Source organism: Pseudomonas sp. TH34 (assembly GCF_016650865.1).
In the GTDB taxonomy this organism is placed as follows: domain Bacteria; phylum Pseudomonadota; class Gammaproteobacteria; order Pseudomonadales; family Pseudomonadaceae; genus Aquipseudomonas; species Aquipseudomonas yamanorum.
Window position 1 is genome coordinate 1 of record NZ_JAEKFB010000022.1, and the last position, 24160, is coordinate 24160.

Here is a 24160-nt window from a genome sequence, read left to right on the forward strand (position 1 = left end):
CGAAAACTCACAGCGATGCTGTTTAAAATCCTTTCTCCCTGATCAACCCGATCAGCGCCCTTAATCCCGCTGGTACATGACGTCTTCCTGGATAATAGAGGCGCAGACGGTCAAAAGATGGCGTCCACTCCTCCAGCACACGCACTAACGTCCCCTTCGCTAAATCAGCCGCGGCATTCCATTCCGTAAGGTAGGTCAGGCCCAGCCCCGCCCTGGCAGCCTCAAGCATTAGACTCGGATTATCCAGGGTCAAAGCCCCCTGTACCTCAATAGCAAGCGCTTCGCCATGACGCTCAAACTCCCAGTGATAGATCGCACCGCCGGGCATTCGGCTGCGAATACATTGATGGACCTTCAGATCCATTGGGCTGACGGGGACGGGGTTGCTGACAAAATAGTCCGGGCTGCCCAATACCGCAAAACGCTGGTCTGGGCTGATATCGACCGCGATCATGTCTTGAGGAACGGTGTCACCTAGACGAATTCCTGCATCAAATCCCTGGGCAACGATGTCTACCAGGCGCCCTTCAGTGACGATATCCAGTTTCATCCGCGGATAACGCCGCAGATACTCCAGCAGCAGCGGCATCACCTGCTTTGCGGCACCCGCTGAGGTATTCAGGCGCAAGGTGCCGCTCGGCTCCGCACTGCGATTTCCCGCCTGTTCCATCGCAGTGCGAATGCTCAACAGTGCCGGAGTAATCGTCTCGACAAACTCTGCACCCACTTCAGATAACGACACACTGCGGGTTGTGCGATTGAACAGCCTCACCCCCATCCGCGCTTCAAGCCCTGCGATAGAGTGGCTCAGCGCCGAGGTCGATACATTTAATTCAGTCGCCGCCGCACGAAAACTTCGATGCCGCGCCACTGCCAATACGGCTTCCAGTTCGTTCAGTCCGGATGTATTCATTGTCCTGAATCACTCATCAACTCATGCCGATTTGTACGGCTTATCAGCTCAATCATAGTGACTTACCGTAGGACGCACTAGCTCAGTGTCCCGGAGGACCTATGCAATACATCAATCGGATTTACATCAACGGCGCCTTTGTGACACCTCATGGCGAAGAGCGTTTTAATCTGTTCAATCCGGCTACGGGCCAGAGTATTGGCCAGGTTCGATTGGCAAATGAACAAGATGCTTTGGATGCCATCGCAGCCGCCAAGCGAGCTTTTACCGAGTTCTCCCACAGCTCGAAAGACGTACGCATCGACTATCTCAAGCGCATGCACGCCGCAGTTGAAGCCATTGAGGAGGAACTCACCGATGCGATTATCGAGGAGTACGGCGCCCCGGTTTCCCGCGCGCGATGGATGGCCAAGCACGCGGCCAGCGTCCTGCAGGATGCCGCTTCGGTTCTGGAGAACTACAACTTCTCCCGACGTATCGGCATTGCCGAGGTGGTCATGCAGCCCTTGGGTGTGGCCGGTTTGATCACCCCCTGGAACAGCAACGCCGGTTTTATCTGCGGCAAGCTCGCTGCAGCGCTGGCCGCCGGCTGTACCGCGGTGATCAAGCCCAGTGAAATGAGCGCAATCCAGACCTCCATTGTCACCCGCGCACTCCATGAAGCGGGGCTGCCCGCGGGCGTGTTCAACATCGTCACCGGCCGTGGTGAAACCGTAGGTGCCGTGTTGAGTGCCCATCCCGACATCGCAAAAGTCTCCTTCACCGGCTCAACGGCTGTCGGCAAAACCATCCTGCGTACCGGCGCCGAGACCTTGAAGCGCGTCACTCTGGAACTAGGCGGCAAATCACCGGTGCTGATTCTCGATGATGCGGATCTCAAGACCGCTGTGCCCATGGCTCTCCAGGCCGGCTTCATGAACAGTGGCCAGGCGTGCATTGCCGGCACCCGAATCCTGGTACCTGAAAATCGCCTTTATGAAGTTGAAGCGCTGATGATCCAGGAGGCGGCCAAAGTACAAGTCGGTAATCCCCGTGAGCCAGCCACCGCTGTCGGCCCCATGGTCAGTCATAAACAGTGGGAGCGGGTGCAGCGCTACATTCAGATCGGGATTGAGGAGGGCGCGCATTTATTGGCAGGAGGCCCCGGTTTGCCTGAAGGCATCACGGCTGGCTGGTTCGTAAGACCGACCGTATTCAGCCGTGTGACCAATCAAATGACCATCGCCCGCGAAGAGATTTTCGGTCCGGTGCTATCGATCATTACCTACGCGACCGAGGAGGAGGCACTGACGATAGCTAACGACACCCCCTACGGCCTTCAGGCGTACATCCTGTCCTCAAATCCCGAACGCGCCCGCAGGCTGGCTAGCCGTATCGATGCAGGCCGAGTCCTGATCAATACCCTCGCCCATGAGCCATTCGCACCGTTTGGCGGTTTCAAGCAATCGGGTATTGGCCGCGAGTACGGCACATTCGGCTTGGAAGCATTCCTGGAACCCAAATCGATCCTCAGCTGATTCCTCAGCATGAAAATGTATGAATAAGGTCCACGTCCCAAACCAAAGGGCATGAACGGGCTCTATAAGCACACCGTTCAGGGAAATCGATGCAAAGTGTTTCCGCATTTTTGGTATGGTGCAGCACATTTTCACAGGGACTGATTATTCTCCGCAGGAAGCGGCGTCGACCTTATTTCAACGAGATGCTGTAGAAATGCCTGAACCGATACCGATCAAGGACCACGAAAAAGAAAACCGCTTGGTCAACAAGCGGCTGCTGGCCTGCGCGCTGCTGGTCATCGGCATCACCTGCGCCCTGGTAGGCCGGATGTACTTCCTGCAGGTGGTGCAGTACGACTACCACTCCACCATTTCCGAAAACAATCGCGTCCACGTCCTACCGATTACACCGACGCGCGGCCTGATCTATGACCGCAATGGTGTAGTACTTGCCGACAACCGTCCCAGTTACAACCTGACCATCACCCGCGAACGTACGACCGATCTCAAGGGTGAGCTGGACGCCATCGTCAGCCTCCTGCATTTGCCTGCCGAGGACCGTGGCGTATTTGATAAAGCGCTCAAGCAAGCGCGTCATCCCTTCGTCCCCGTCACGCTGTTTTATGAGCTGACCGAAGAACAGATCGCCGTGCTGGCCGTCAACGAATTCCGCCTGCCTGGCGTGGATGTCGAGCCGCAATTCGTCCGCCATTACCCGCTGGGTGCGCACTTTGCCCACTCCATTGGCTACGTAGGCCGGATCAACGAAAAAGAATCCAAGGCCCTCGATTCAGTGGAATACCGGGGCACGCAATCCATCGGTAAAACCGGGATCGAGCGCTTCTACGAGTCCGAGCTGCATGGCCACGTGGGCTATGAAGAAGTTGAAACCAACGCCCAGGGCCGCGTCCTGCGAGTGCTCAAGCATACCGACCCGGTCCCCGGCAAAAACATCGTTTTGAGCCTGGACGTCAAACTCCAGGAAGCTGCCGAAGAAGCCCTCGGCGACCGTCGCGGTTCCGTGGTCGCTCTCGACCCGGCAACCGGCGAAGTCCTGGCAATGGTCAGCAAGCCAAGCTTTGACCCGAACCTGTTCGTCACCGGTATCAGCTTCAAGGAGTACGCAGCGCTTCACGACTCCCTCGATCGCCCGCTGTTCAACCGCGTGCTGCGCGGGCTCTACGCACCGGGCTCGACGATCAAGCCGGAAGTGGCCATCGCCGGCCTCGACAGCGGTGTAGTCACCGCCCAGACGCGCGTGTTCGACCCTGGTTACTACCAACTCCCGGATTTCGACCACAAATACCGCAACTGGAACCACAGCGGCGATGGCTGGGTGGACATGGACGCAGCGATCATGCGCTCCAACGACACCTACTTCTACGACTTGGCCCACAAGCTGGGCATCGATCGTCTGCATGACTACCTGGCCGAGTTCGGCCTTGGCCAGAAAGTCTCCCTCGACATGTTCGAAGAGTCGGCCGGCTTGATGCCGTCCCAGGCCTGGAAGCGCGCTACCCGGCGCCAACCGTGGTTCCCGGGTGAAACCGTGATCCTTGGCATCGGCCAGGGCTACATGCAGGTCACCCCGCTGCAACTGGCCCAGGCCACTGCGTTGATCGCCAACAAAGGCGTGTGGAACCGCCCGCACCTGGCCAAGACCATCAATGGTGTGCCGCCAGTGGATGAAAACCCGATGCCCAACGTCGTCCTCAAAGATCCGCGCGATTGGGAGCAGGTCAACCACGGCATGCAATTGGTCATGCACGACCCACGCGGTATCGCCCGGGCGGCTGCAGCCGGTGCGCAATACCGGATTGCCGGCAAGAGTGGTACCGCACAGGTGGTGGCGATCAAGCAGGGTGAGCGTTACAACCGTCTCAAGACCCTGGAACGCAACCGCGACAACGCCTTGTTCGTTGGCTTCGCCCCGGCGGAGCACCCGCGGATCGTGATTTCGGTGATGATTGAAAACGGCGAGGCTGGTGGCCGGGTGGCGGGCCCGGTGGTGCGTCAGATCATGGACGCCTGGTTGCTCGATCAGGAAGGCCATTTGAAGCCGCAATACGCGACGCCCAGTAAGGCGCCGGGTGATCCCCACGTCTGAGGTCTTCAGGGCATGACGCTGTTCATGCCTTATACCTTGTCAAAGGTTGCGCATTGGTCGATGTCGCCTACTGTCAATACAGGAGGTGTCTCATGCACGAATCAAATGAAATCAAACGTAAAGTCCTGCTCAACGCGTCACGTCAACGGGTCTGGGATGCACTGACCGACGCCGAGCAATTCGGCAGCTGGTTTGGCATCGCCCTCAAGGGCAAGCAGTTTGCCGCAGGGCGGGCCATTGAAGCCCCGATCACTTATCCAGGTTACGAGCACGTGGTGTGGAAGGCGAAAATCGAGCGCCTTGAGCCACAAGCGCGGTTCTCTTTCAGTTGGCATCCTTACGCCGTAGACAAGGAGGTGGATTACGACACGGAAGCCCCAACCCTGGTGGAGTTCACCCTCGAGGATCACGGAGAAGGTATCTTGCTGCGGGTGGTGGAATCAGGTTTTGACGGAATCCCGGACGCTCGCCGCCGCCAGATTGCCTACAAGAAGAACTCCCGAGGCTGGGACGATCAGATGAGTAACATCGAAGAGTACCTGGCGAAATCCCATCAGCCTTGAGTCCAGTGGCGAGTCCGCGATTCGCAAATTCGCCACGGCGACTGAACGGCTACTTGATCACCACCGGATTCACCGGCGCGCCACTGCCCCCGACAATCTTCAACGGTGCGGCGGTGTAGAGGAATTTCCACTGGCCGTCGTCCGCACAATCGGCGGCCAGTTCCTCCAGCAACACGATTTCGGTGAAGGCGATCCCCAGGTTGCGCATCAGCGCGCAATGCAGCGGAATCTGCACCCCGGACACCGGGTCGGTGATCACTTCGTTGGCGATGGTGTCGGTCACCAGGTTGGGGATTTCCATCTCGTGGAACCACTCCACCAGCTCCCGGCTGTAGGTCAGCCCTGGCTCCATCAGGTCTTTGAAGAACTCGGTCTTGCCCAGCTCATAAAACGCACCCATGGAACCGGTGCGGATGATCAGGATGTCGCGCTTTTCAATGGTCACGCCCTGGGCCTTGGCGGCGTCGAGCAGGTCCAGGTGGTTGAAGGTTTCGCCACGGCCCAGGCATTTCTTGCCGCGATAGCGGGCCATGTCGATCAGCACCGCGCGGCCCACTACGCCGCGTTCGGCAATCGCCAGAACGCTGGCCTTGGCCATGCCGCCGACGGTGGTCTGGGCGTCGTAGCCGTTCCACAGTTGATTGTCGTACCAGGCGTGGCCGAGGGCGTCGTACTGGGTCGAGCCTTGCAGCTGCATGAAGATCACGTCGTCGGAATACGCCGCGCCACCGGTCATGTGCGGCTGTTTGCCGAAGTGGTAATGGCTGTGGTCGAGGGTGTTGAAGCGCATCGACGGGTTGCGTGCCGGCCACATCGGGTCGCCGTCGGGGTGGCCGATCTGCACTTGCAGGGTAAAGGTCTTGCCCTGGCGCACCGAGGCGACTCCGCGCAGTACTTCGGCTTCGGTCAGGTAATTGAGGGCGCCAACTTCGTCGTCCGGGCCCCATTTACCCCAGTTCTTTGGCAGGCCTTCAAGCAATTCGCGGGTGTTCGGCTCGTTCTTATTATGGAGATCACACATAGCAATTCCGGTCCCTGTGAGAGTGAGTTACACGCAGCGCCCGCCATCGACTTCAAGGCAAGTGCCGGTGATGAACGCCGCTTCGTCCGACGCCAGGTACAGGCAGGCGTTGGCCACATCTTGCGGGGTGGAAAAGCGCCCCAGGGGAATGGTCGCCATGAACTTCTGGCGGTTTTCCGGGGTGTCCGGCACGCCCATGAATTCGCTGAGCAACGCCGTGGCACCCACCACCGGATTCACACAGTTGACGCGGATATTGTCCGGCCCCAGCTCCGCCGCCATGGTCTTGCTCATGACCACCACTGCGCCCTTGCTGCCGTTATACCAGACCAGTCCCGGACGCGGGCGGATCGCCGCCGTCGAGGCAATATTGACGAACACACCGCCGCCCTGGCCGCGAAAATGCGGGACAAAATGCTTGGCGCTCAAGAAGATGCTTTTGACGTTGACCGCAAACACCCGGTCGAACTCGGCTTCGTCGACTTCCAGCATCGGCCGGTTGCGGTGGGTGGTACCGGCGTTGTTGATGACGATATCCAGGCCGTTGAACTGCTCCAAAGTGCCACGCAGCAGGGCGCCCATGCTTTCATCGTTGGCCACGTTGACCTCGATGAAATGCGCATGGCCGCCGCTTTCGGCGATTTCATTGACCACCCGCTGACCGCCGACGGCGTTCATGTCGGCGACGATGACCTTGGCGCCCTGGCGCGCGAAAGTCTTGGCGATGCCCTCGCCAAACCCCGAACCGGCGCCGGTGACGATCGCGACTTTATTGGCTAAACGCATGGTGTGTTCTCCGTTCTTGTTGTTGTGAGGAATCAACCGTGTTTGATCGCAATGGTCTTCAAGGTGGTAAAGCCCAGCAGCGCCTCGAAGCCTTTTTCCCGGCCATAACCGCTGGCCTTCACGCCGCCGAATGGCAATTCAACGCCGCCACCGGCACCATAGTTATTGATGAACACTTGACCACAACGCAGGGTGCGCGCCAGGCGCATTTGCCGCGCGCCATCGCGGGTCCACACGCCGGCCACCAGGCCGAACTCGGTGCCGTTGGCCAGGCGAATCGCTTCGGCTTCATCGTCGAAGGGCATCACGGCCAGCACCGGGCCAAAGACTTCGTGTTGCGCCAGGCGACTGTCAGGCGGCACATCGCGAAACAGTACCGCCTCCTGGAAATACCCGCCGCTGCCGGCCTCGGCCACCACCGTTCCGCGTGCGGCGACGGTGATCCCGGCCTGTTCGGCTTCACGAATAAACTCGCGCACTTGGCGTAGCTGCTTCTGATTGATCAGCGGACCCATGTCCAGGTCCAGCGCCGAAGGCCCTGCGCGCAGTTCGCTGAAGCGTTGGCTGAGGCGTGCGAGCAGGGTTTCGTAAATGCTGCGTTCCACCAGCAAACGGCTGCCGGCGGAGCAGGTTTGCCCGCAGTTCTGAATGATGGCGTTGACCAGCACCGGCAACGCTTCATCCAGGTCGGCATCGGCGAACACCAGTTGCGGCGACTTGCCGCCCAACTCCAGGGTGACCGGGCAGTGGCGTTCGGCAGCGGCTTTCGACACGGCAGTACCGGTGGCGGTGGAGCCGGTGAACGAAATGTGATCGATGCCCGGGTGTGCACACAACGACGCGCCGGCTTCGTAGCCGTAACCGGTGACTACGTTGATCGCGCCGGCTGGAAAACCAACCTCGGCAGCGATTTCCGCCAGGCGCAGCAACGACAGGCTGGCATCTTCCGCCGGCTTGACCACGCACGCATTGCCTGCCGCCAACGAGGCGCCGACGCTGCGCCCGAAAATCTGCATCGGGTAATTCCACGGGATGATATGCCCGGTCACCCCGTGGGGTTCGCGCACCGTCAACACCGTGTAGCCGGCCTGGTATGGCAGGGTTTCGCCGTGTAGTTTGTCCGCGGCACCCGCGTAGTATTCGAAATAGCGGGCAAGGGCGGTGGCATCGGCGCGGGCGACTTTCAGCGCCTTACCGGTGTCCCGCGCCTCGATCTGCGCCAGCTCTTCATGATGTTCCAGCACCGCCATGCCGAGCTTGGCCAGCAAACGGCTGCGATCCACGGCAGACAACCGGCCCCACGGGCCATCGAAGGTTTCCCCAAGTGCCAGGCGCGCCGCGCTGATCGCCGCCTCGATATCGGCGGCTGTGCCACGGGCGATGCTCGAATAGGTTTCGCCGGTGCTGGGGTCGATCACCGGAATGTCTTCCAGCGAGGTCGACGCCAGCCATTGGTTGGCGATGTAATGTGCGTTGGTCATGTTCAGCTCCTGTTCCCTGCGACGCATTCGGCGATGGCGCGACCCACTTCGACAGTGCTGGCGCTGCCGCCCATTTCACGGGTGCGCGGGCCTTCGGCAAGCACCGTTTCGATGGCGGACACGATGGTTGCCGCCGCTTCCTGATAAAGCGGATCACCGTCGCCCAGGTGCTCGATCATCAGCGCGGCCGACCAGATCTGCCCAATGGGATTGGCGACACCGAGCCCGGCAATATCCGGCGCGGAACCGTGCACCGGCTCGAACAGCGACGGGTAACGCCGCTCGGGATTGAGGTTGGCCGACGGCGCGATGCCGATGGTGCCGGTGCACGCCGGGCCGAGGTCGGAAAGGATGTCGCCAAACAGGTTGGAGGCCACCACCACATCAAACCAGTCGGGATGCTGTACGAAGTGCGCACACAGAATGTCGATGTGGAACTTGGCTGTCTTCACGTCCGGGTAGCGCCGGGCGATCTCGATCACCCGCTCGTCCCAGAATGGCATGGTGATGGAGATGCCATTGGATTTGGTCGCCGCCACCAGGTTTTTCCGCGGCCGCTGTTGCGCCAGTTTGAAGGCGTAGTCCACCACGCGGTCCACGCCTTCCCGGGAGAAGATCGACTCTTGCACTGCGATTTCCCGCGGAGTGCCTTCCCACATGCGCCCGCCGACACTGGAATATTCGCCCTCGGTATTTTCCCGCACAACGATAAAGTCAATGTCCCCCGGTACTCGGCCGGCCAGCGGGCAGGGCACACCAGGCATCAAACGCACCGGGCGGATATTCACGTATTGATCGAACTGGCGGCGGATTTTCAGGAGTGACTCCCACACTGCGGTGTGGTCGGCAATGATGTCGGGCGCACCCACCGCGCCGAAGAAGATCGCGTCATGGCTGCCGATCTGTTCGGCCCAGTCGTCGGGCATCATCGTGCCGTGAGCCAGGTAGTGTTCGCTGCACCAGGCAAAGTGGTCGAAGTGAAAGTGAATACCGAAGCGCCGGCTCACAGCGTCCAGTACCCGCAGGCCTTCGGGCACCACTTCGCGGCCGATGCCGTCGCCGGGAATCACGGCGATGCGGTGGGTGGGGCGGGTGTGGGATTGGGACACGCCGTGTCTCCTGTCTTGTTTTTATAGGAAGGTCTGGCGGGGGCATTCTTGGCACAGCTGTGACAACAGGGGAATTGCTAATTGTGGAATCGGCCTTCGCAAAATTCGAAGGCCGAAGGTTTACGCAGGATTGGCGCTCAGGTAGTCGAACAACGCCAGGCTGGTCAGCGAAGGCTGCTCCTTGCGCATGCACAGGTACATCTGCCGGTCGGCCCAGTTGTCGTCGATTTCGATAAAGCGCAAGGCCATCTCCTTGCGGAAAATCTGCACGGCGCCCTGTGGCAGCACGCCCACGCCCTGGCCGGCAGCGATCAAGCGGCACACCGCTTCGAAACTGCGCACCTGCATCCGCAACCGCAACGGCATGCCAATCGCAGCGGCGGCTTCGGTAATCAGCGGCGTGATGGCGGCGTTGTCCTCCAGCCCGACGAAGTCATAGCCGAGCAAATCCTCGAAGGGCGCATGGCGCATTTTCAACGGATGATCATGGGGCACGATCAGGCACAGGCGGTCCTGGCAGTAGGGTACAAAGCGCAACTCTTCGCTGGGCCGGGTCGTGACGATGCCGACATCCGCCACGCCCTCACGCACGGCCTGGAGAATTTCCCGGCTTCGCTCCTCGCGAATATCCAGGCGGATGCCCGGGTGCAAGGTGTTCCATTGGGTCAGTTGGCGCGGCAGTTCCTGGCTCATCGCCGAACTGTTGGCGTACAGGCAAACCCGGCCGGTGGCGCCCTTGGCGTAGTCGGCGAGATCGGCGTGCATGCTGTCCACTGCCCGAAGGATCGACTGCGCATGCTGGGCCAACACTTCGCCGGCCGCCGTCGGCGAAACACCGGTGGAGGTGCGGGTCAGCAGGGCGACCTTGAAGTGCTGCTCCAGCAGCGACAGGCGCCGGCTGGCGGCAGAGAGGGAGAGATGGGAGTGCTCGGCCGCCCGGGACAGGTTGCCCAGCTTGACCGCCTTGAGGAACAGCTCGATGGAAGTGAGGTCGGGGGACATGCCGGAGTCCTTGTGCGCAGTGGTTGGGAAACTACGCAGTTGGCGTTCGGCTGTCCAATGTCCGGCAAACAACACGGATGAGGGCAGATCTGCTTTTCTGTGGGAGCTGGCTTGCCTGCGATCGCATCACCGAGGTGCATCTGACGCACCGAGGTGCCTGCATCGCAGGCAAGCCAACTCCCCCATTGACTGGGGTTAGAAGTCGATGCTGGCCGACAACTTGGCCACGCGCGGGTCGCCTTGGGTCAAGTAACCGCCGAGGGCCGACTCCCAGTATTTGGTATTGGCGACGTTCTCCACAGTAGCGCCGAGGGTGACATCACGCTGGTTCACCTTGAAGGTGTAGCGGGCGCCCACATCGAAGCGGTTCCAGGCGGGCAGGCTGAGGTTGTTGGCCGCGTCGGCGTATTGGCCGCCGGTGCGTAGCATCCGACCGTTCACCGTCACGCCTTGCAGGCCCGGTACATCCCAGTCCACGCCGGCATTCAGTTGGAAGCTCGGTACGCCGATGGCACGATTGCCGTCGTTGGCGCCGTCCTGGGTGCCGTTGACTTCGGTGTGGATGATGGTTGCACCGCCCAACAGGCGCAGCCCTGCGATAGGCTCGCCGAACACGTTGAGCTCCACGCCTTTGTTGACTTGCTCGCCCTGGCGAACATAGGTGGCGCTTAAACCGTCGGCGCTGAGTTGTGAGTAGCCATCGGTGGGTTGCTCGATGCGGTACACACCCAGGGTTGCGCCGTAGGTGCCCATGTCGACCTTGACCCCGGCCTCGGTCTGTTTCGAGCGCGCCGGGGCGTAGGCCTGGCCGGCGTTGCTGATGGGGGCTGTGCCGGCTGTCTGGGGAGCGGTCGGGCCCTGGGCCAGGCCTTCGATATGGTTGGCATAGAACGACACATGGTCCCACGGCTTGAACACCAGGCCGTACACCGGTGTAGTGATCGACTTGTCGTAATTGGCGGTGCGAGTACCCGTGCCGTAGGCGAAGCCCTGAACCACCAGTTCCTGGCGACGCAAGCCGGCGGTCACCAGCAAACGATCATCCATAAAGCCCAGGGTGTCGGAGACCGCTGCACTGCGAGCGAAGGTCTTGGCGGTGATGCCCGGGTCGTTCAGGTCGCCGCCCACGAAACTGCCTTTGACCGGCTCGGCAACGTCCACCGGGTTATAGATATTGCTGGCGTGGCCGGTGAAGTCAAAGTCATAGGCATTGCGGGTCTGGGCCCAGATCCCGGTCAACCCGAGGTTCAGCTTGTGGCTGACCGAGCCGGTCTGGAACTTGCCGTTCAAGCCTGCCATCAGGCTGGTGTTGTCTTCCTGGTGGGCGATGCGCGAGCCGCTGACGGTGGCATTGCCCAGGGCGTCATTCAACGTGACCGAGGAGTAACGGCCAATCTCGTTGGTGTGCTTGGCACCGCCGGCGACATAAGCCGTCCAGTTGTCGTTGAGGTCGTACTCGGCGCGCAACATGCCGAAGGTGTCTTCCAGGCTGCTGGTGCCCCAGCTCGGCGCGTAGTTGGTGTCGGCCGAAGGTGCGTTGGGGATATGGGTCAGGTTCTGGCCAAGCAGCACGGTGTTGCGCCCGCCATTGATCTGCTGTTTCGAGTAGACAAAATCCCCCGACAAACGCAGTGCATCGCCGCGATAATCCAGGCCGACCGCAAACAGTTTCGAGCGCTGGTTCTCGTCATCAATACCGGTATCGCCCTCACGCTGGGAGATATTCACCCGCGCGCCGAAGCGATTGTCTTCGCCGAAGCGCTGGCCGATATCCAGGTGCTCGCCGACCCGGCCGTCGCTGCTGATATCGGTGCTGAAGCGACGCAAAGGCACATCATCGGCGCGCTTGGGTTGCAGGTTCACACCGCCGCCAATCCCGGAGCCGCCGGGCGTCACGCCGTTGATAAAGGCGTTGGGGCCCTTGAACACTTCAACCCGTTCCAGGGCGTCGGTGGACATGATCTGGCGCGGCAGGATGCCGTACAAACCGTTGAACGAAATGTCGTCGCCGTTCAGCGGCAGGCCACGGATCACAAAGGCCTGGGCCTGGTTGGCGTAACCCGATGCCTGGCGCACGGATGAATCGTTGAGCAGCACATCACCGACGTTTTCGGCCTGCTGGTCACGAATCAGTTTTTCGGTATAGGACGACATGCTGAAGGGCACGTCCATGATGTCCTGATTGCCCAGCACCCCTAGTTGCCCGCCGCGAGCGACCTGGCCGCCGGCGTACACCGGGGGCAGGGCGTTGGGCGTAGGTGCGTCGGCGCTGATGGTGGTAGCACCCAATTCCAGAGCCTTGCCGTCCTGACTGTTGTTCGCATCCTGCGGGGTTTCTGGAGTGGCGGCGTGAGCGGTGAGGCCCAGGGAGCAGCAAAGGGCGAGCAGGGTCGGGCGAAACGGCACAGCAAAACGGGTGGAGGTGGGCATGGTCGATCCTGACGGCGAACCGTCACTGTGAGGAGAAAAGGGCAACAACGTTGCGCATCCCCGCTGCGCGAATACGACTCCGATGCGAATGATAGTAATTGTCATTAATATCCTGCAACAAGTTTGTGAGATTACTGTCGGCATTCACGTAGGCTGTTTCTGTTAAATCGCCGCGCCTTGTCACAGGCCGAGTAGAATCACGCCCTGAAAGCGATTCTTGAGGTGCGGCAAGGTGGATTTACAGCAGGGGTTTGTCCTGACCCGGCATTGGCGCGACACCCCGGCGGGTACGGAGGTCAGTTTCTGGCTGGCCACCGATCAGGGCCCCAGGTGTGTGCGCTTGCCGGTGCAGACCTCCGTGATGTTCATCCCCCAGGCCCATCGCAAGCCCGCCGAGCTGCAGCTCAAGGGCGAGCGCGGTATCGAATTGCGCGATCTGGCGCTGTGCGACTTTCACCATCGCCCGGTGCTGGGCCTCTACACCAAACAACATCGCCAATTGATGGACCTGGAAAAGCGCCTGCGCAAAGCCGGCATCGACGTCTACGAAGGCGATGTGCGCCCACCCGATCGCTACATGATGGAGCGCTTCATCACCGCGCCAGTGTGGTTTGGCGGTACGGCGGGCGAGGGCGGCATGCTGGTGGAGGCGCAGATGAAACCCGCGCCGGATTATCGCCCGCCTCTCAAGCTGGTATCGCTGGACATCGAGACCACCGCCCAGGGCGACCTGTATTCCATCGCCCTGGAAGGTTGCGGCGAGCGCCAGGTGTACATGCTCGGCCCGCCCAACAAAACTGATGCAGTGGACTTCAAGCTCGACTACTGCGACACCCGCGCCGAACTCCTCGAACGCCTGAACCTGTGGCTCGCCACCCATGACCCCGACGCGATCATCGGCTGGAACCTGGTGCAGTTCGACCTTCGCGTGCTGCACGAACATGCGCAGCGCCTGAACGTGCCCCTGCTGCTGGGCCGTGGTGGCGATGCCATGGGCTGGCGCGAACACGGCAGCCGCAATCACTACTTCGCGGCGGCGGCCGGACGTTTGATCATCGACGGCATCGAAGCCTTGCGCTCGGCCACCTGGAGTTTCGAATCCTTCAGCTTGGAAAACGTCGCACAGACCTTGCTTGGCGAAGGTAAATCGATCTCCACGCCGTACCAGCGCATGGACGAAATCAACCGCATGTTTGCCGAGGACAAGCCCGCACTGGCGCGCTACAACCTCAAGGACTGCGAACTGGTGACGCGGATTTTCGAGAAGACCGAACTGCTGAAATTCCTCCTCGAACGAGCCAGCGTCACCGGCCTGCCAGCGGACCGCAACGGTGGTTCGGTGGCGGCGTTCACCCACCTGTATATGCCGCTGATGCACCGCCAGGGTTTTGTCGCGCCGAACCTGGGCGACAAACCACCCCAGGCCAGCCCCGGCGGGTTTGTCATGGACTCGCGCCCGGGCCTCTACGAATCGGTGCTGGTGCTCGACTACAAAAGCCTTTACCCGTCGATCATCCGCAGCTTTCTGATCGACCCGGTGGGCCTGATTGAAGGCTTGCGCCACCCGGAAGACAGCGAGTCGGTGGAAGGCTTTCGCGGCGCGCGGTTTTCCCGCACCCGGCATTGCCTGCCTTCGATTGTCGCGCGGGTTTCCGAAGGCCGCGAAGTGGCCAAGCGCGAACACAATGCGCCGCTGTCTCAGGCACTGAAGATCATCATGAACGCCTTCTACGGCGTGCTCGGTTCCAGCGGTTGCCGCTTCTTTGACACGCGACTGGCGTCGTCCATCACCTTGCGTGGACACCAGATCATGCGCCAGACCCGCGAACTGGTCGAGGCTCGCGGCTATGAAGTGATCTACGGCGACACCGACTCCACCTTCGTCTGGCTCGGCAGCGCCCACTCCCAGGAAGACGCCACGCGCATCGGCCTGGACCTGGTGCAGCACGTCAACACCTGGTGGCGTGAACGCCTGCAGAATGAGTTCGGTCTGCAAAGCGCCCTGGAACTGCAATACGAAACCCACTTCAGCCGCTTCCTGATGCCGACCATTCGCGGCGCGGAAGAGGGCAGCAAGAAGCGCTACGCCGGACTGGTCACCCGTGCCGACGGCAGCGAAGAAATGATCTACAAAGGCCTGGAAACCGTGCGCAGCGACTGGTCGCCCCTGGCTCGGCAATTCCAGCAGGAGCTCTACCAGCGGATCTTCCACCGCCAGCCTCATCAAGACTACGTACGCGACTACGTACGTCGCACCTTGAGCGGTGAACTCGACGAATTGCTGATCTACCGCAAACGCCTGCGCCGGCAACTGGGTGACTACGAGCGCAACGTACCGCCCCACGTGCGTGCCGCGCGGCTGGCCGACGAATACAACGACCGCCAGGGTCGCCCGCGCCAGTACCAGAACGGTGGCTGGATCAGCTACGTGATCAGCGTCAACGGCCCCGAACCGCTGGAAGTGCGCCAGGCACCGATCGACTACGACCACTACGTCACCCGGCAACTGCAACCGGTGGCGGATGCAATCCTGCCGTTTGTAAACGACGACTTCGGCACCCTGGTGGGTGGCCAGATGGGCTTGTTCTAAAACGGCTTGCCTTGCACTGGCCAGAGCCTGCAATCTTGGCCACTGACGACCACCAGACGGCGCAGCACTCCCATGACTGAAATCACCCTGACCGGCACCACGGTCGAACTCCGCCCCCTGCAACGCGAACACTCGGCCGCTTTGGTACAGGCTGCCGCCGACGGGCAACTGTGGAACCTCAAGGTGACCAACGTGCCGGGCCCCGACACCGTCGATAAGTACGTGGACACTGCCCTGGCCGGGCGTGAAGCTGGCACCATGATCCCGTTTGTGATCGTGCGCCGTGACACCGGTGAAGTGGTGGGCAGCACCCGGTTCTGGAAGGTTGACCGGGTCAACCGCAAGCTGGAGATCGGCCACACGTTTATCAGCCAGTCGGTGCAGAAATCCGGAGTCAACACCGAGGCCAAGCTGCTGCTGCTCACCCATGCGTTTGAAGTCATGGACTGTGTGCGGGTGCAATTCACGACGGATGAACTGAATGAAAAGTCCCGGGCCGCGATCCTGCGCCTCGGCGCGGTACAGGAAGGGATCGTGCGCCACGAGCGCATCATGCCCGATGGCCGCAAGCGCAACTCGGTGCGCTTCAGCATCATTGATCCGGAATGGCCGCAGGTGAAGGCGGGGTTGCTGGCCCGGCTGGCCCGTTAGGGCTTATGGCTCAGCTCTTCCACCAGCTCATCCATCCGGTCGGCAATTTTCGGTGTGGTCGACAACACGAACCCTTTCTGCGTGCCCACATAGGTCTCGACGATGTACAGCGTGTCGCCCACATCCAGCCCCAATTCCTGCAAGGCTTCGTCTGGCAGGCGAATGGCGCCGTCGCCGTCCCAGTCTTCGATCGTGACGCGTTTACTGTGCATGATAGTTTCCCGTTGAACGATTGAACGGCCTAGCCTAACACCTCAACCCACTGCCAGGAGGCTCAGCACTGTGTACACCCTTTACGGAACCCAAGGCACCGGCTCGTGCATCATCGAAATCGCCCTGCAGCGTTGCGGTGTCGAATGGCGCCAGGTCGACGCCTGCTCCTGGGAAGACAGCGCGGGCAGCGAGGCCCTGGCGCAGATCAATCCGCTCAAACAAATCCCCACCCTGCAACGGCCCGACGGCAGCGTGTTGACCGAAAGCGCGGCGATCCTGATTCACCTGGGCCTGCAATTTCCCGCCTCAGAGTTGCTACCCGAGGAGCCCGCCCAGGTCATTCGCGGCCTGGTGTACATCGCCGCGAACTGTTATTCGGCGATTGGCATCATCGACTATCCGGAACGCTGGACTGACAGCGCCGATGCGCAGCAGCATGAACAGTTGATCAGCGGCACCCGTCGCCGCCTGCACGGGGCCTGGGAGATGTTTGCCGATCAATTTGCCGACCAGTTGGTTACCTCGCAACAGGTTCCAAATGCATTGGGCATCATGGCGGCGGCGGTGTCGCGATGGGCGGGAGGACGTGAGGCCCTGCAACAATCGCGGCCCGAATTTGCGCGGGTGCTGGCGAAGGTGGATGTCGACCCCATCGTGGCGCCGGTATTTGCCCGGCACTGGCCGCTATAAGGCTTCGCAATCAGATGAAACAATGAGGCCTAAGGTGGCTAAACGCCTTGCGTCGCGGACGTCCTGACCTACGCTTTCTGAAGCTGGCGTAGGAATCATCCTTGAATTTGACTGTCGCAGACATGAAACTCAAGAACCCTGCATGGAATTCAAAGGAGGTGTGCATGCTCATCCGGTCGCTGACCCTGGCTACCTTGATGGCTTTTACGGGGCCGCTGCTGGCCGCGGATGATCTCAATCCGCTCAAGCAGGACCTGGGCAAGTCACGCCCGTTGGTGGTGGTGGAACTCGACTCCGGCAACCCGACGTTGGCCACCCTCAAGAAACAGTTGGAAGAGCCTGCCAACAAGCAGTCCTTTGAAGAGCGCAACATGGTGCTCTACACCGTGTCCTTCGGCAGCATCGGTGCCGAAGGCGAGAAGTTCGCCAAGGACGCGAAGGACAACAAGAAGCTCGCACCGCCTGAAACCAACGCGCTGATCCGGGCACTCAAATTGGGCGCCGGCAGTGGCACCAAAGTGATTTTGATGGGCAAGGACGGCGAGAAAAAACTTGAGAAGACCGTGCCACCGGACGCCCTCAACCTTGCAGACTTCTTCACCGCGATTGACCAGATGCCCCAGGCTGAGAAGGATCTTGCCGCCCCGGCCGAGGCTGAGCCCGCAGCCCCGGCGCCTGGCAAGCCTGGCGCCAAGGCTGGCAAGAACACCAAGCATCCAGCACCTCAACCGGCACTGGATGATTGAGCGTTTTTCTGTAGGAGCTGGCTTGCCTGCGATAGCATCACCTCGGTAATTCAGGCACACCGCGGTGATGCCATCGCAGCCTCGCTAAAGCTCGACAGCTCCCACATCAGGTCTCAAACTCCAGGCTTCTCCCCAGCCACCACCGCCTTCTTGCGCACCGGGAACGGGAAGTAGAAGAAGCGCAAGAACGCCACCCGCTTGATCACCTCGCCGATCATCAACGGCACCACCACCGCGATCACCAGCCCGATGCTCGCCGACAACAGCGGGTGCAACCCCAGCCGCTCCATCAAGTCCACGGTCTTGTGCTGAATCTCCCCGTGGAAGATCAACAGAATCAGCGTCGACTGCCCGATGTACGTCATCGCCCGCGTCAGCAGCCCCGACACCATCATCACCCCGGCCAGCGCCCAGCACACATACACGCCGATCACCGCCAACAAACTGGTCCACAGCCAGTGGTCATAACGCCGCTGTGCCAGGTCCATGGTGTCCCAGCTGTAGATGAACACCACCGCAAACAACGCCATGGCTCCCAGTAGCGTCAGCAACGAGCTTTGGTGGCGGCGCAGCACGTCCCGCAGCAGATAACCAAAGATGAAATAGGTGCTGCTGATCAACGTCACATCAATGCTGAACGGCAGCCCCGGCATCGTCCAGGTCTGTCCGCCGACGGTCACCGGCACCTGCCAGAACCACGGCAGGGTCCAGATCCCGAGCATCAGTTGCAGGGTGATCACCACACAGCTCATGGCCAGCGACAGGCCCAGGCGCTGCATCAGCCGCAGCATCACCCAGCCGAACAGGATCGCCACCCAAAAGTGCGGCAGGAACCACAGCGCCTGCCATGGAATGGTGTCCACCGAGGCATACAGCACGCCGCCGATGTCCGGCAGCAGTGCCTGGCCGCGCAGCAGGTCGCGGATAAGGATGTACACCAGCATGGTGAAGAAGAACGGCTTGAGCAGTGCATCGGCCTTGCGCACCGCCATCTCGACAAAGGGTTGTTCAGGCTTGAAGAACACCCCGGAGAGAAAGAAGAACAACGGCAGGATAAATACCGCCAGCAGCGGGTACAGCAAGTCCAGGGAACTGGCGACAAACCAGCTGTGCCCGAACACAATGATCAGGATGCCAATGCCCTTGGCAATATCCATTTGAATCCAGCGTTTTTTCACCTGACTGCTCCCACTCTATAAATCTGCCTTGCGCCACGGCTTGAGCCACAGGCCCATGCCCAGCAACACCACGGCCCCAGCCAGGGTGCTCAACCCCAACTGCAGCCAAATACCTTGAACCCGAAACAACACCAACGCTGCCATGCCCATCACCAGCCCACTCAGCAACCAGTGCCGCTTCCAGGGCAGGGTGCCGAGCAAGCCCTGGCGCTGCATCAGCAGCAACGCGGTGCACAGCACCCCGGCGAGGGCGGCCAGCGGAATGCCCGCCAGGCCAAACACAAACGGCAGCACACCCAGCAGCAACACGTTCACCAGGCTGCCCAGCAACTCGCAACGCAGCGGCTGGCGTGTGTCGCCGGCGGCATAGGCATAACGCGCCAACAGGGCATTCCAGGCGCCGAACACCAGCGGCACGGCAAACCAGGCCAGCAGCAGTGGCAACGGCGAATCCACCGACTGCTTGGGCAGCAGCAACGCCACCAGGCTCGGCGCCGCCGCCACCAGGCCGACTCCTGCGGGCAAGGTCAGAAGGCTGGCGGTTTCCAGGCCACGCTTGAGCAGGGCCAGGCGCTCGTCGCCCTGACGGCGGCTCATCATGCCCAGCAGCACCTGGTTGAGGCTCATCAGCGCAATCAGTGGCAAGTTCATCAACTTGCGAGCCAGGTTGACCCAGGTCACGGCGCCTTCGCCTAGCAAGGACGCCACCAGCCGTTCAATCAATGCCAGACCCTGGCTCGCGCCATTGCTTAGCAACAGCGGCCCGATGCGCCCGCCCAGCTCCCGCAGTTCCAGGGTCGAAGCCCGAAGCCGCCACGGCCGCCAGCCCAGGCGCAGCATCGACGGCAACAGCGCCAGGGGCATCAGCAGGCTGCCGGTGAGGCAGGCCAAAGCCAGCGAGTGCGGTTGCGTGGCGGTGCCGGCGAGGGCCAGGTAGGTCACGGGCGGCAGGTTGAACAGCAACGAGCCGAGCCCCGCGACCACAAAGCGCTCATTGGCCTGCAACGGAATACTGAACAGCGCATGCAGCATCAGCCCCGGCACGCTCCAGGCGAGGATCTGCAAGTTGCTGCTGGCAAGGCTGGTGGCTGTTGCCGCCAGCCCCGGGCCGAGCAATTGCACCAGCCACGGCGCCAGCAGCGTCAACAGCAGGCTGGTCACCAGGGCAATCAGCAGCAGCGCAGGGAACAGCACCGCCAGCCAGTCCAGGCGCTCGCCGTCCTTGCGTTGCAGGTACAGCGGCAGAGCGGCGGCGCTCAGCACGCCACCGGCCAGGGACATGCGCAACGCTTCCGGCAAAAACAGCGCGATCAGAAACGCATCGCTGCGTTCGCCCGCACCCCAGGCCGCCACCAGCAACCACTCACGGGCAAACCCGAGGCACAGCCCCAGCAAGGTCGCCAGGGTCAACCAAAACGCCGATCCGAACATCCCTAGGGCCCGACGCTATCGAGCACAGGCTTGCGATGCGTCACGGTCTTGACCTTTGGCAGACGCGCCGGAAACAACCGCCGCGCCTCCAGCACGTTGATCCCCACCATCAGCCAGAACAACGCAATCATCACCAAGGCGAAGCTGAAGTAGTGGTCAAAAAAGCCGCTGACCAGCGCCGACAGGATCCCCGCCGTGCTGCCCAGCCAGATCGCGTTGTCCTTGGTCAGGCGGATCGGGCCGAGCTCCGGCCGGGACTCGCGCCACCAGCGCCAGGTCACGGCGATAAACAGCAGCATGCTGATCACGCCGGTCTTGTAGACGAAGTTCAGCCACAGGTTGGAGATCCCCAGCAGGTGCGTGCCCGGCACCGGAGGGTCAACCTTGAAGCCAATGCCCAGCGGGTAGCTGGCCACGGCCTGAGGGAACATCCGGTATTCGTCAAAGCGCACTTCGGTACTCGCGTTCTGGGCCGAAAAGATCGTCGCCAGGCGTTCCTGCAGCGGTGGATATGACACCACCAGCGCCGCCGCCAATGCCAGGCCGATCATCAGTAAGCGCCCGGTGTACGGGACCCGACGCGACGCCATCCAGATCAGTACCAGCGCCAGGCTGACCATTGCGCCCCGGCTACTGGCCAACAGCAAGGCCGCCGCGCCCAGGCAGGCAACGCCCAGGCCGAGCCCGCGTTTCCAGCCGGTGTTGGTGATGCCGTAGCAGAACGCCAACGGCAGCAGCAAGGCCATGATCCCGCCGGTGGCGTTGGGGTGCATCCACGGCGAGCCCATCCGCGAGGCCATGGCGCCCAGGCCCAGGGACAGGGTGTCGAGGCTGCCGTAGTTCATCAGTGTCAGGATCGGCAACATGCCCGAGGCCGAGCGCGAGCGGATAAACACGCCGATGGACAACACCAGCATCGCCAGCGTGCCCAGCAATAGCGCGATCACCAGGGCTTCGCGGTTTTTCTGCTCAACCAGCAGCTTGGCGGCGAGGAACAGCACCGACAGGTTCAGCAACCAGCGCAACCAGTTCGCCAGGCCGCTGGCCTCGGCGGTAATGCTCACCTGGCCGACGATAAACGGCACCACGGTGAAGATCATCAGCCACATCAACATCCGGTCGGTGGGGCGCCGCGACAGCGATGGCACGGCGGGCATGCGCGACAGGAAGCCGTGCCAGATCACCGCCGCCCAGGTCAGGGCGATCAGTGCCTCGCTGACCGTACTGCGAATCCCCAGGTTGAGGGTGGAGTAGGGCATGAACGTCGCCACCAGGGCAAACAGCAGCAGCCCCCAGAACGGGAACCGCAGAATCGTCACGGCAGCGGCCAGGCCGATCACCGCCAGTACGGCCTTGGCCGGAGAAAGGAACAGGATCAACCCACCAAACAGCAGGCCGAAGACGATGGCGACGAGGCTACCCAGTGAGATTCTCAATTCAATTCCTCGATCAGTTCGGCCAGGCGCCGACGGTAGGCCTGGTGGTTGAAACGTTCGGCCCAGCTGCGTAACTGTTCAGGTGGTTGTTCGACGGGTTGGTCGGCCAGGTGCAGCATCAATTGCACCAGCGCCGCGCCGTCGGTGGGTGAAAAGCGTGGCGCCAGCGGCGGGGTGATTTCATCCAGCGAGGTTCCGCTGGCCACCGCCACCGGAGTGCCGACGCTCAGGGCCTCGATCACCGGCAAGCCAAAGCCTTCCGCGTAGGAAGGCTGCCACAGGCGCGAGGCCTTGCGGTAGAGCCCGTGCAATTCAGCGTCGGAGACGCCGCTCAAGGCACGTATTCCCGGGTAGTTGCGTTGCGCTTCGGGCAGGTGCTCCAGGCTGCCCACCAGCACCAGTTCCGGCACGCTGTGGGATTGGCGGCGCGCCTGCTGCCAGGCCTCCACCAGGAATGGCACGTTCTTGCGCAATTCCCGGGTGCCCACCAGCAACCAGAAACCCTCAGGCAATTGTCGGCCCGAGAGGTCCGCCGGCAGTCCGGCAAAGCCCGCCACCTGATTCGGCAGCACACGAATCTTGCCTGCCGCCTTGGGAAACAGCCGCGCGGTTTCATCGGCACTGTACTGCGAAGGCGTCCACACCCGGTCGGCCGTGTGCACCGCATAGGTGATGGACAGGCGATCACTGGCCTTGTAGATCATCGCCTTCAGGCGATTGGCGTGGTAGTTGTCCAGGGTGATCTGAAACAGGTCATGCAGCAGCACCACGGTACGCAGGCCTTTGGGTTTGGGCGGCAGCGGCAGGCCCATATTGAAGGTGCTGATGTACACATCGATGTGCTCATCGCGCAGGGCCTTGGGCAAGAACCCTGCCTCGAAACGCAGGCGCTGATGGGGCTGGTGCATGGCGGTCTTGGCGCAGCCCCAGTCCGGGCAATGGGCATTCAGGCGCAGCTCATCGCCCAGCGGCGCGACGGTAAAGCGTTCCAGCTCGATGCCGGGCATGGCGCGCAGGGCATCTTCCAGGGCGTACACCTGGCGACTGATGCCTGATTGCGGCGAGGTGCCGACGGTACGGTAATCGAGGCCTACGCGCATGCCGGCTCCTTTTGGTTCAGGGGCGACAGTTGGGCGTACACCTGCTCCAACTGGCTGGCAGCGACGCTCCAGTCATGGGCGCGGCGCACATAGGCGCGACCGGCTTCGCCCATCGGGGCTGCGACTTCAGGCTGTTGCAGCAGGCGCACCACGGCGTCGGCCAGGCTGTCGGCGGTCTGGCCGCCGAGGTAGTCCAGGCCTTCGACCAGGTCCAGGCCAGACACGCCCTGGTCGGTGCTCGCCAGCGGCAGGCCGGCGGCCAGGGCTTCGAGCACCTTCAGCTTGGAGCCGCCACCATGGCGCAACGGCGCCAAAAATATCGAGCAGCTCGATTGCAGGGCCAGCAGGTTGGGCACAAAGCCTTGCCACTCGATGCGCCCGTCCTTCCAGCGTTCGCGCCAGCTTTCCGGCATGCCGAAGCCGCAGACGCTCATGCGAGCGTCGGGGCAGCGGGCCCAGACTTTCGGCAGGATTTCATCCAGTGCCCACTCGATGGCATCCACGTTGGGTGCGTATTCGTAGTTGCCGAGAAACAGCACGCGGCGGGTCGTCGGGTCAGGGTGGGCGGCGGCGAAGTGCGTGCAATCCACGCCGTTGACCACCACCGGTACAGGTTTGCCGGCGATCTGCGCCAGGGTCTGGGCGTCGGCCTCAGTCACCGCCACGACTTGCGCAGCCTGGCGCATCACCCGACGTTCCCAGCGGCCATAGCGCCACTGATCGTAGCGAATGAACGGCAGCGCCCAGCCCGGCAGGCGGTCGTAAGTCGCGGCGCCGAGGGACGATTCGACATTGTGTTCGGTCAGCACAAACGGCTGGGAGCGACGGGCCAACGCAGCTTCGTAAGGCTGGAAGGCGTAGGTGTGTTCGATCTGCACCACGTCCCAATGCTCGGTCAGCAATCGCTCGAAGGTGTCCTGCAGTTCACCCGAGAGGCCATTCACACTGGCCAGCAACGGGTAGGGCGCAAACAGGCCGGCCAGCAGGGTCTTCAGGCTGCGCAGCGGGCGGCGCGGCAGGATGATCACCTGTTCCAGAAAGGCTTCCAGCACCTGGCGATCCGTCAGCGAAACCGCGTGTTTGTCATGCAACAGCAAGGTGATCCGATGCCCGCGCGCAGCCAGGCTGCGCAGCAAATGAAACTGGCGCGTCTTGCCACCGCTGGTAGCGGGCCAAGGCGAGTAGGGCAGGATCCAGAGGATGCGCATGGGTGG

At 61.8% G+C, this 24160-nt stretch carries 20 protein-coding genes; 7 read left to right on the forward strand and 13 right to left on the reverse strand.

Annotated elements, in window-relative coordinates; translation table 11 throughout:
* Positions 1-22: 22 nt before the first annotated feature.
* Positions 23-913: a LysR family transcriptional regulator gene (locus tag JFU58_RS16935; protein WP_201141273.1), complete on the reverse strand. Its 891-nt coding sequence runs from the start codon at positions 911-913 to the stop codon at positions 23-25.
* Between the two features lie 101 nt (positions 914-1014).
* On the opposite strand from JFU58_RS16935, the gene JFU58_RS16940 reads away from it, so the two are divergent.
* The 3 genes from JFU58_RS16940 (at position 1015) to JFU58_RS16950 (ending at position 5082) form a co-directional block, all read left to right on the forward strand.
* Entirely contained in the window at positions 1015-2430 is a 1416-nt protein-coding gene (locus tag JFU58_RS16940) for an aldehyde dehydrogenase family protein (RefSeq protein ID WP_201141275.1), read from the forward strand.
* Between the two features lie 196 nt (positions 2431-2626).
* The gene (mrdA, locus tag JFU58_RS16945) at positions 2627-4519 is read left to right on the forward strand and encodes a penicillin-binding protein 2 (protein ID WP_201141277.1); all 1893 of its coding nucleotides are present in this window, start codon (positions 2627-2629) and stop codon (positions 4517-4519) included.
* Between the two features lie 92 nt (positions 4520-4611).
* Positions 4612-5082: an SRPBCC family protein gene (locus JFU58_RS16950; RefSeq protein ID WP_201141279.1), complete on the forward strand. Its 471-nt coding sequence runs from the start codon at positions 4612-4614 to the stop codon at positions 5080-5082.
* 49 nt (positions 5083-5131) lie between these two features.
* On the opposite strand, the gene JFU58_RS16955 is transcribed toward JFU58_RS16950, so the two are convergent.
* The 6 genes from JFU58_RS16955 to JFU58_RS16980 all read right to left on the reverse strand — a co-directional run bounded on the left by JFU58_RS16955 (position 5132) and on the right by JFU58_RS16980 (position 12911).
* On the reverse strand, positions 5132-6103 hold the full coding sequence (locus tag JFU58_RS16955; RefSeq protein WP_177027002.1) for a cyclase family protein: 972 nt from the start codon (positions 6101-6103) through the stop codon (positions 5132-5134).
* Between the two features lie 27 nt (positions 6104-6130).
* Entirely contained in the window at positions 6131-6889 is a 759-nt protein-coding gene (locus tag JFU58_RS16960; protein WP_201141281.1) for an SDR family oxidoreductase, read from the reverse strand.
* A 32-nt stretch (positions 6890-6921) separates the two neighbouring features.
* A complete protein-coding gene (locus JFU58_RS16965) occupies positions 6922-8370 on the reverse strand; it encodes an aldehyde dehydrogenase family protein (RefSeq protein ID WP_201141283.1) in 1449 nt (482 codons plus the stop codon).
* A gap of 2 nt (positions 8371-8372) precedes the next feature.
* Complete coding sequence (locus JFU58_RS16970; RefSeq protein WP_201141285.1) at positions 8373-9479, reverse strand: tartrate dehydrogenase; 1107 nt, start codon at positions 9477-9479, stop codon at positions 8373-8375.
* A 120-nt stretch (positions 9480-9599) separates the two neighbouring features.
* Entirely contained in the window at positions 9600-10481 is an 882-nt protein-coding gene (locus JFU58_RS16975) for a LysR family transcriptional regulator (protein ID WP_201141287.1), read from the reverse strand.
* A 195-nt stretch (positions 10482-10676) separates the two neighbouring features.
* On the reverse strand, positions 10677-12911 hold the full coding sequence (locus JFU58_RS16980) for a TonB-dependent receptor (RefSeq protein WP_177026998.1): 2235 nt from the start codon (positions 12909-12911) through the stop codon (positions 10677-10679).
* Positions 12912-13143: 232 nt separating this feature from the next.
* Here JFU58_RS16980 and JFU58_RS16985 point away from each other — a divergent pair, with 232 nt between their 5' ends.
* On the forward strand, positions 13144-15501 hold the full coding sequence (locus JFU58_RS16985) for a DNA polymerase II (RefSeq protein ID WP_201141289.1): 2358 nt from the start codon (positions 13144-13146) through the stop codon (positions 15499-15501).
* A gap of 72 nt (positions 15502-15573) precedes the next feature.
* On the forward strand, positions 15574-16152 hold the full coding sequence (locus tag JFU58_RS16990) for a GNAT family N-acetyltransferase (protein ID WP_093207783.1): 579 nt from the start codon (positions 15574-15576) through the stop codon (positions 16150-16152).
* Here JFU58_RS16990 and JFU58_RS16995 read toward each other — a convergent pair.
* Complete coding sequence (locus JFU58_RS16995; protein ID WP_003208231.1) at positions 16149-16364, reverse strand: AbrB/MazE/SpoVT family DNA-binding domain-containing protein; 216 nt, start codon at positions 16362-16364, stop codon at positions 16149-16151. The two genes, JFU58_RS16990 and JFU58_RS16995, sit on opposite strands and share 4 nt — an antisense overlap.
* A 70-nt stretch (positions 16365-16434) precedes the next feature.
* On the opposite strand from JFU58_RS16995, the gene JFU58_RS17000 reads away from it, so the two are divergent.
* Together JFU58_RS17000 and JFU58_RS17005 are read left to right on the forward strand one after the other, a co-directional pair.
* On the forward strand, positions 16435-17055 hold the full coding sequence (locus JFU58_RS17000) for a glutathione S-transferase N-terminal domain-containing protein (RefSeq protein ID WP_177071595.1): 621 nt from the start codon (positions 16435-16437) through the stop codon (positions 17053-17055).
* Positions 17056-17219: 164 nt separating this feature from the next.
* The gene (locus JFU58_RS17005) at positions 17220-17801 is read left to right on the forward strand and encodes a DUF4174 domain-containing protein (RefSeq protein WP_201141291.1); all 582 of its coding nucleotides are present in this window, start codon (positions 17220-17222) and stop codon (positions 17799-17801) included.
* Between the two features lie 113 nt (positions 17802-17914).
* On the opposite strand, the gene JFU58_RS17010 is transcribed toward JFU58_RS17005, so the two are convergent.
* The 5 genes from JFU58_RS17010 to JFU58_RS17030 are packed head-to-tail and all read right to left on the reverse strand — an operon-like array spanning position 17915 to position 24154.
* The gene (locus JFU58_RS17010; protein WP_374106778.1) at positions 17915-18979 is read right to left on the reverse strand and encodes an acyltransferase family protein; all 1065 of its coding nucleotides are present in this window, start codon (positions 18977-18979) and stop codon (positions 17915-17917) included.
* Between the two features lie 15 nt (positions 18980-18994).
* On the reverse strand, positions 18995-20410 hold the full coding sequence (gene murJ, locus JFU58_RS17015) for a murein biosynthesis integral membrane protein MurJ (protein ID WP_201141293.1): 1416 nt from the start codon (positions 20408-20410) through the stop codon (positions 18995-18997).
* Between the two features lie 2 nt (positions 20411-20412).
* A complete protein-coding gene (locus tag JFU58_RS17020; protein ID WP_026077876.1) occupies positions 20413-21840 on the reverse strand; it encodes an O-antigen ligase family protein in 1428 nt (475 codons plus the stop codon).
* Between the two features lie 2 nt (positions 21841-21842).
* Positions 21843-22946, reverse strand: coding sequence for a glycosyltransferase family 4 protein (locus JFU58_RS17025; protein WP_201141295.1), 1104 nt, complete (start codon positions 22944-22946; stop codon positions 21843-21845).
* Complete coding sequence (locus tag JFU58_RS17030; RefSeq protein WP_063028450.1) at positions 22937-24154, reverse strand: glycosyltransferase family 4 protein; 1218 nt, start codon at positions 24152-24154, stop codon at positions 22937-22939. The genes JFU58_RS17025 and JFU58_RS17030 overlap by 10 nt, the downstream gene beginning before the upstream one ends.
* Positions 24155-24160 lie beyond the last annotated feature (6 nt).

Excerpts from the sequence above, each read along its gene's own strand:
- JFU58_RS17030 (WP_063028450.1), bottom strand. The coding sequence starts at position 24,154 with ATGCGCATCCTCTGGATCCTGCCCTACTCGCCTTGGCCCGCTACCAGC.
- JFU58_RS16955 (WP_177027002.1), bottom strand. The coding sequence starts at position 6,103 with ATGTGTGATCTCCATAATAAGAACGAGCCGAACACCCGCGAATTGCTT.
- JFU58_RS16960 (WP_201141281.1), bottom strand. The coding sequence starts at position 6,889 with ATGCGTTTAGCCAATAAAGTCGCGATCGTCACCGGCGCCGGTTCGGGG.
- JFU58_RS16990 (WP_093207783.1), top strand. The coding sequence starts at position 15,574 with ATGACTGAAATCACCCTGACCGGCACCACGGTCGAACTCCGCCCCCTG.
- mrdA (WP_201141277.1), top strand. The coding sequence starts at position 2,627 with ATGCCTGAACCGATACCGATCAAGGACCACGAAAAAGAAAACCGCTTG.
- JFU58_RS16995 (WP_003208231.1), bottom strand. The coding sequence starts at position 16,364 with ATGCACAGTAAACGCGTCACGATCGAAGACTGGGACGGCGACGGCGCC.
- JFU58_RS17025 (WP_201141295.1), bottom strand. The coding sequence starts at position 22,946 with ATGCGCGTAGGCCTCGATTACCGTACCGTCGGCACCTCGCCGCAATCA.
- JFU58_RS16980 (WP_177026998.1), bottom strand. The coding sequence starts at position 12,911 with ATGCCCACCTCCACCCGTTTTGCTGTGCCGTTTCGCCCGACCCTGCTC.
- JFU58_RS16935 (WP_201141273.1), bottom strand. The coding sequence starts at position 913 with ATGAATACATCCGGACTGAACGAACTGGAAGCCGTATTGGCAGTGGCG.
- JFU58_RS16975 (WP_201141287.1), bottom strand. The coding sequence starts at position 10,481 with ATGTCCCCCGACCTCACTTCCATCGAGCTGTTCCTCAAGGCGGTCAAG.
- JFU58_RS16965 (WP_201141283.1), bottom strand. The coding sequence starts at position 8,370 with ATGACCAACGCACATTACATCGCCAACCAATGGCTGGCGTCGACCTCG.
- JFU58_RS16940 (WP_201141275.1), top strand. The coding sequence starts at position 1,015 with ATGCAATACATCAATCGGATTTACATCAACGGCGCCTTTGTGACACCT.
- JFU58_RS17005 (WP_201141291.1), top strand. The coding sequence starts at position 17,220 with ATGCTCATCCGGTCGCTGACCCTGGCTACCTTGATGGCTTTTACGGGG.
- murJ (WP_201141293.1), bottom strand. The coding sequence starts at position 20,410 with ATGTTCGGATCGGCGTTTTGGTTGACCCTGGCGACCTTGCTGGGGCTG.
- JFU58_RS16950 (WP_201141279.1), top strand. The coding sequence starts at position 4,612 with ATGCACGAATCAAATGAAATCAAACGTAAAGTCCTGCTCAACGCGTCA.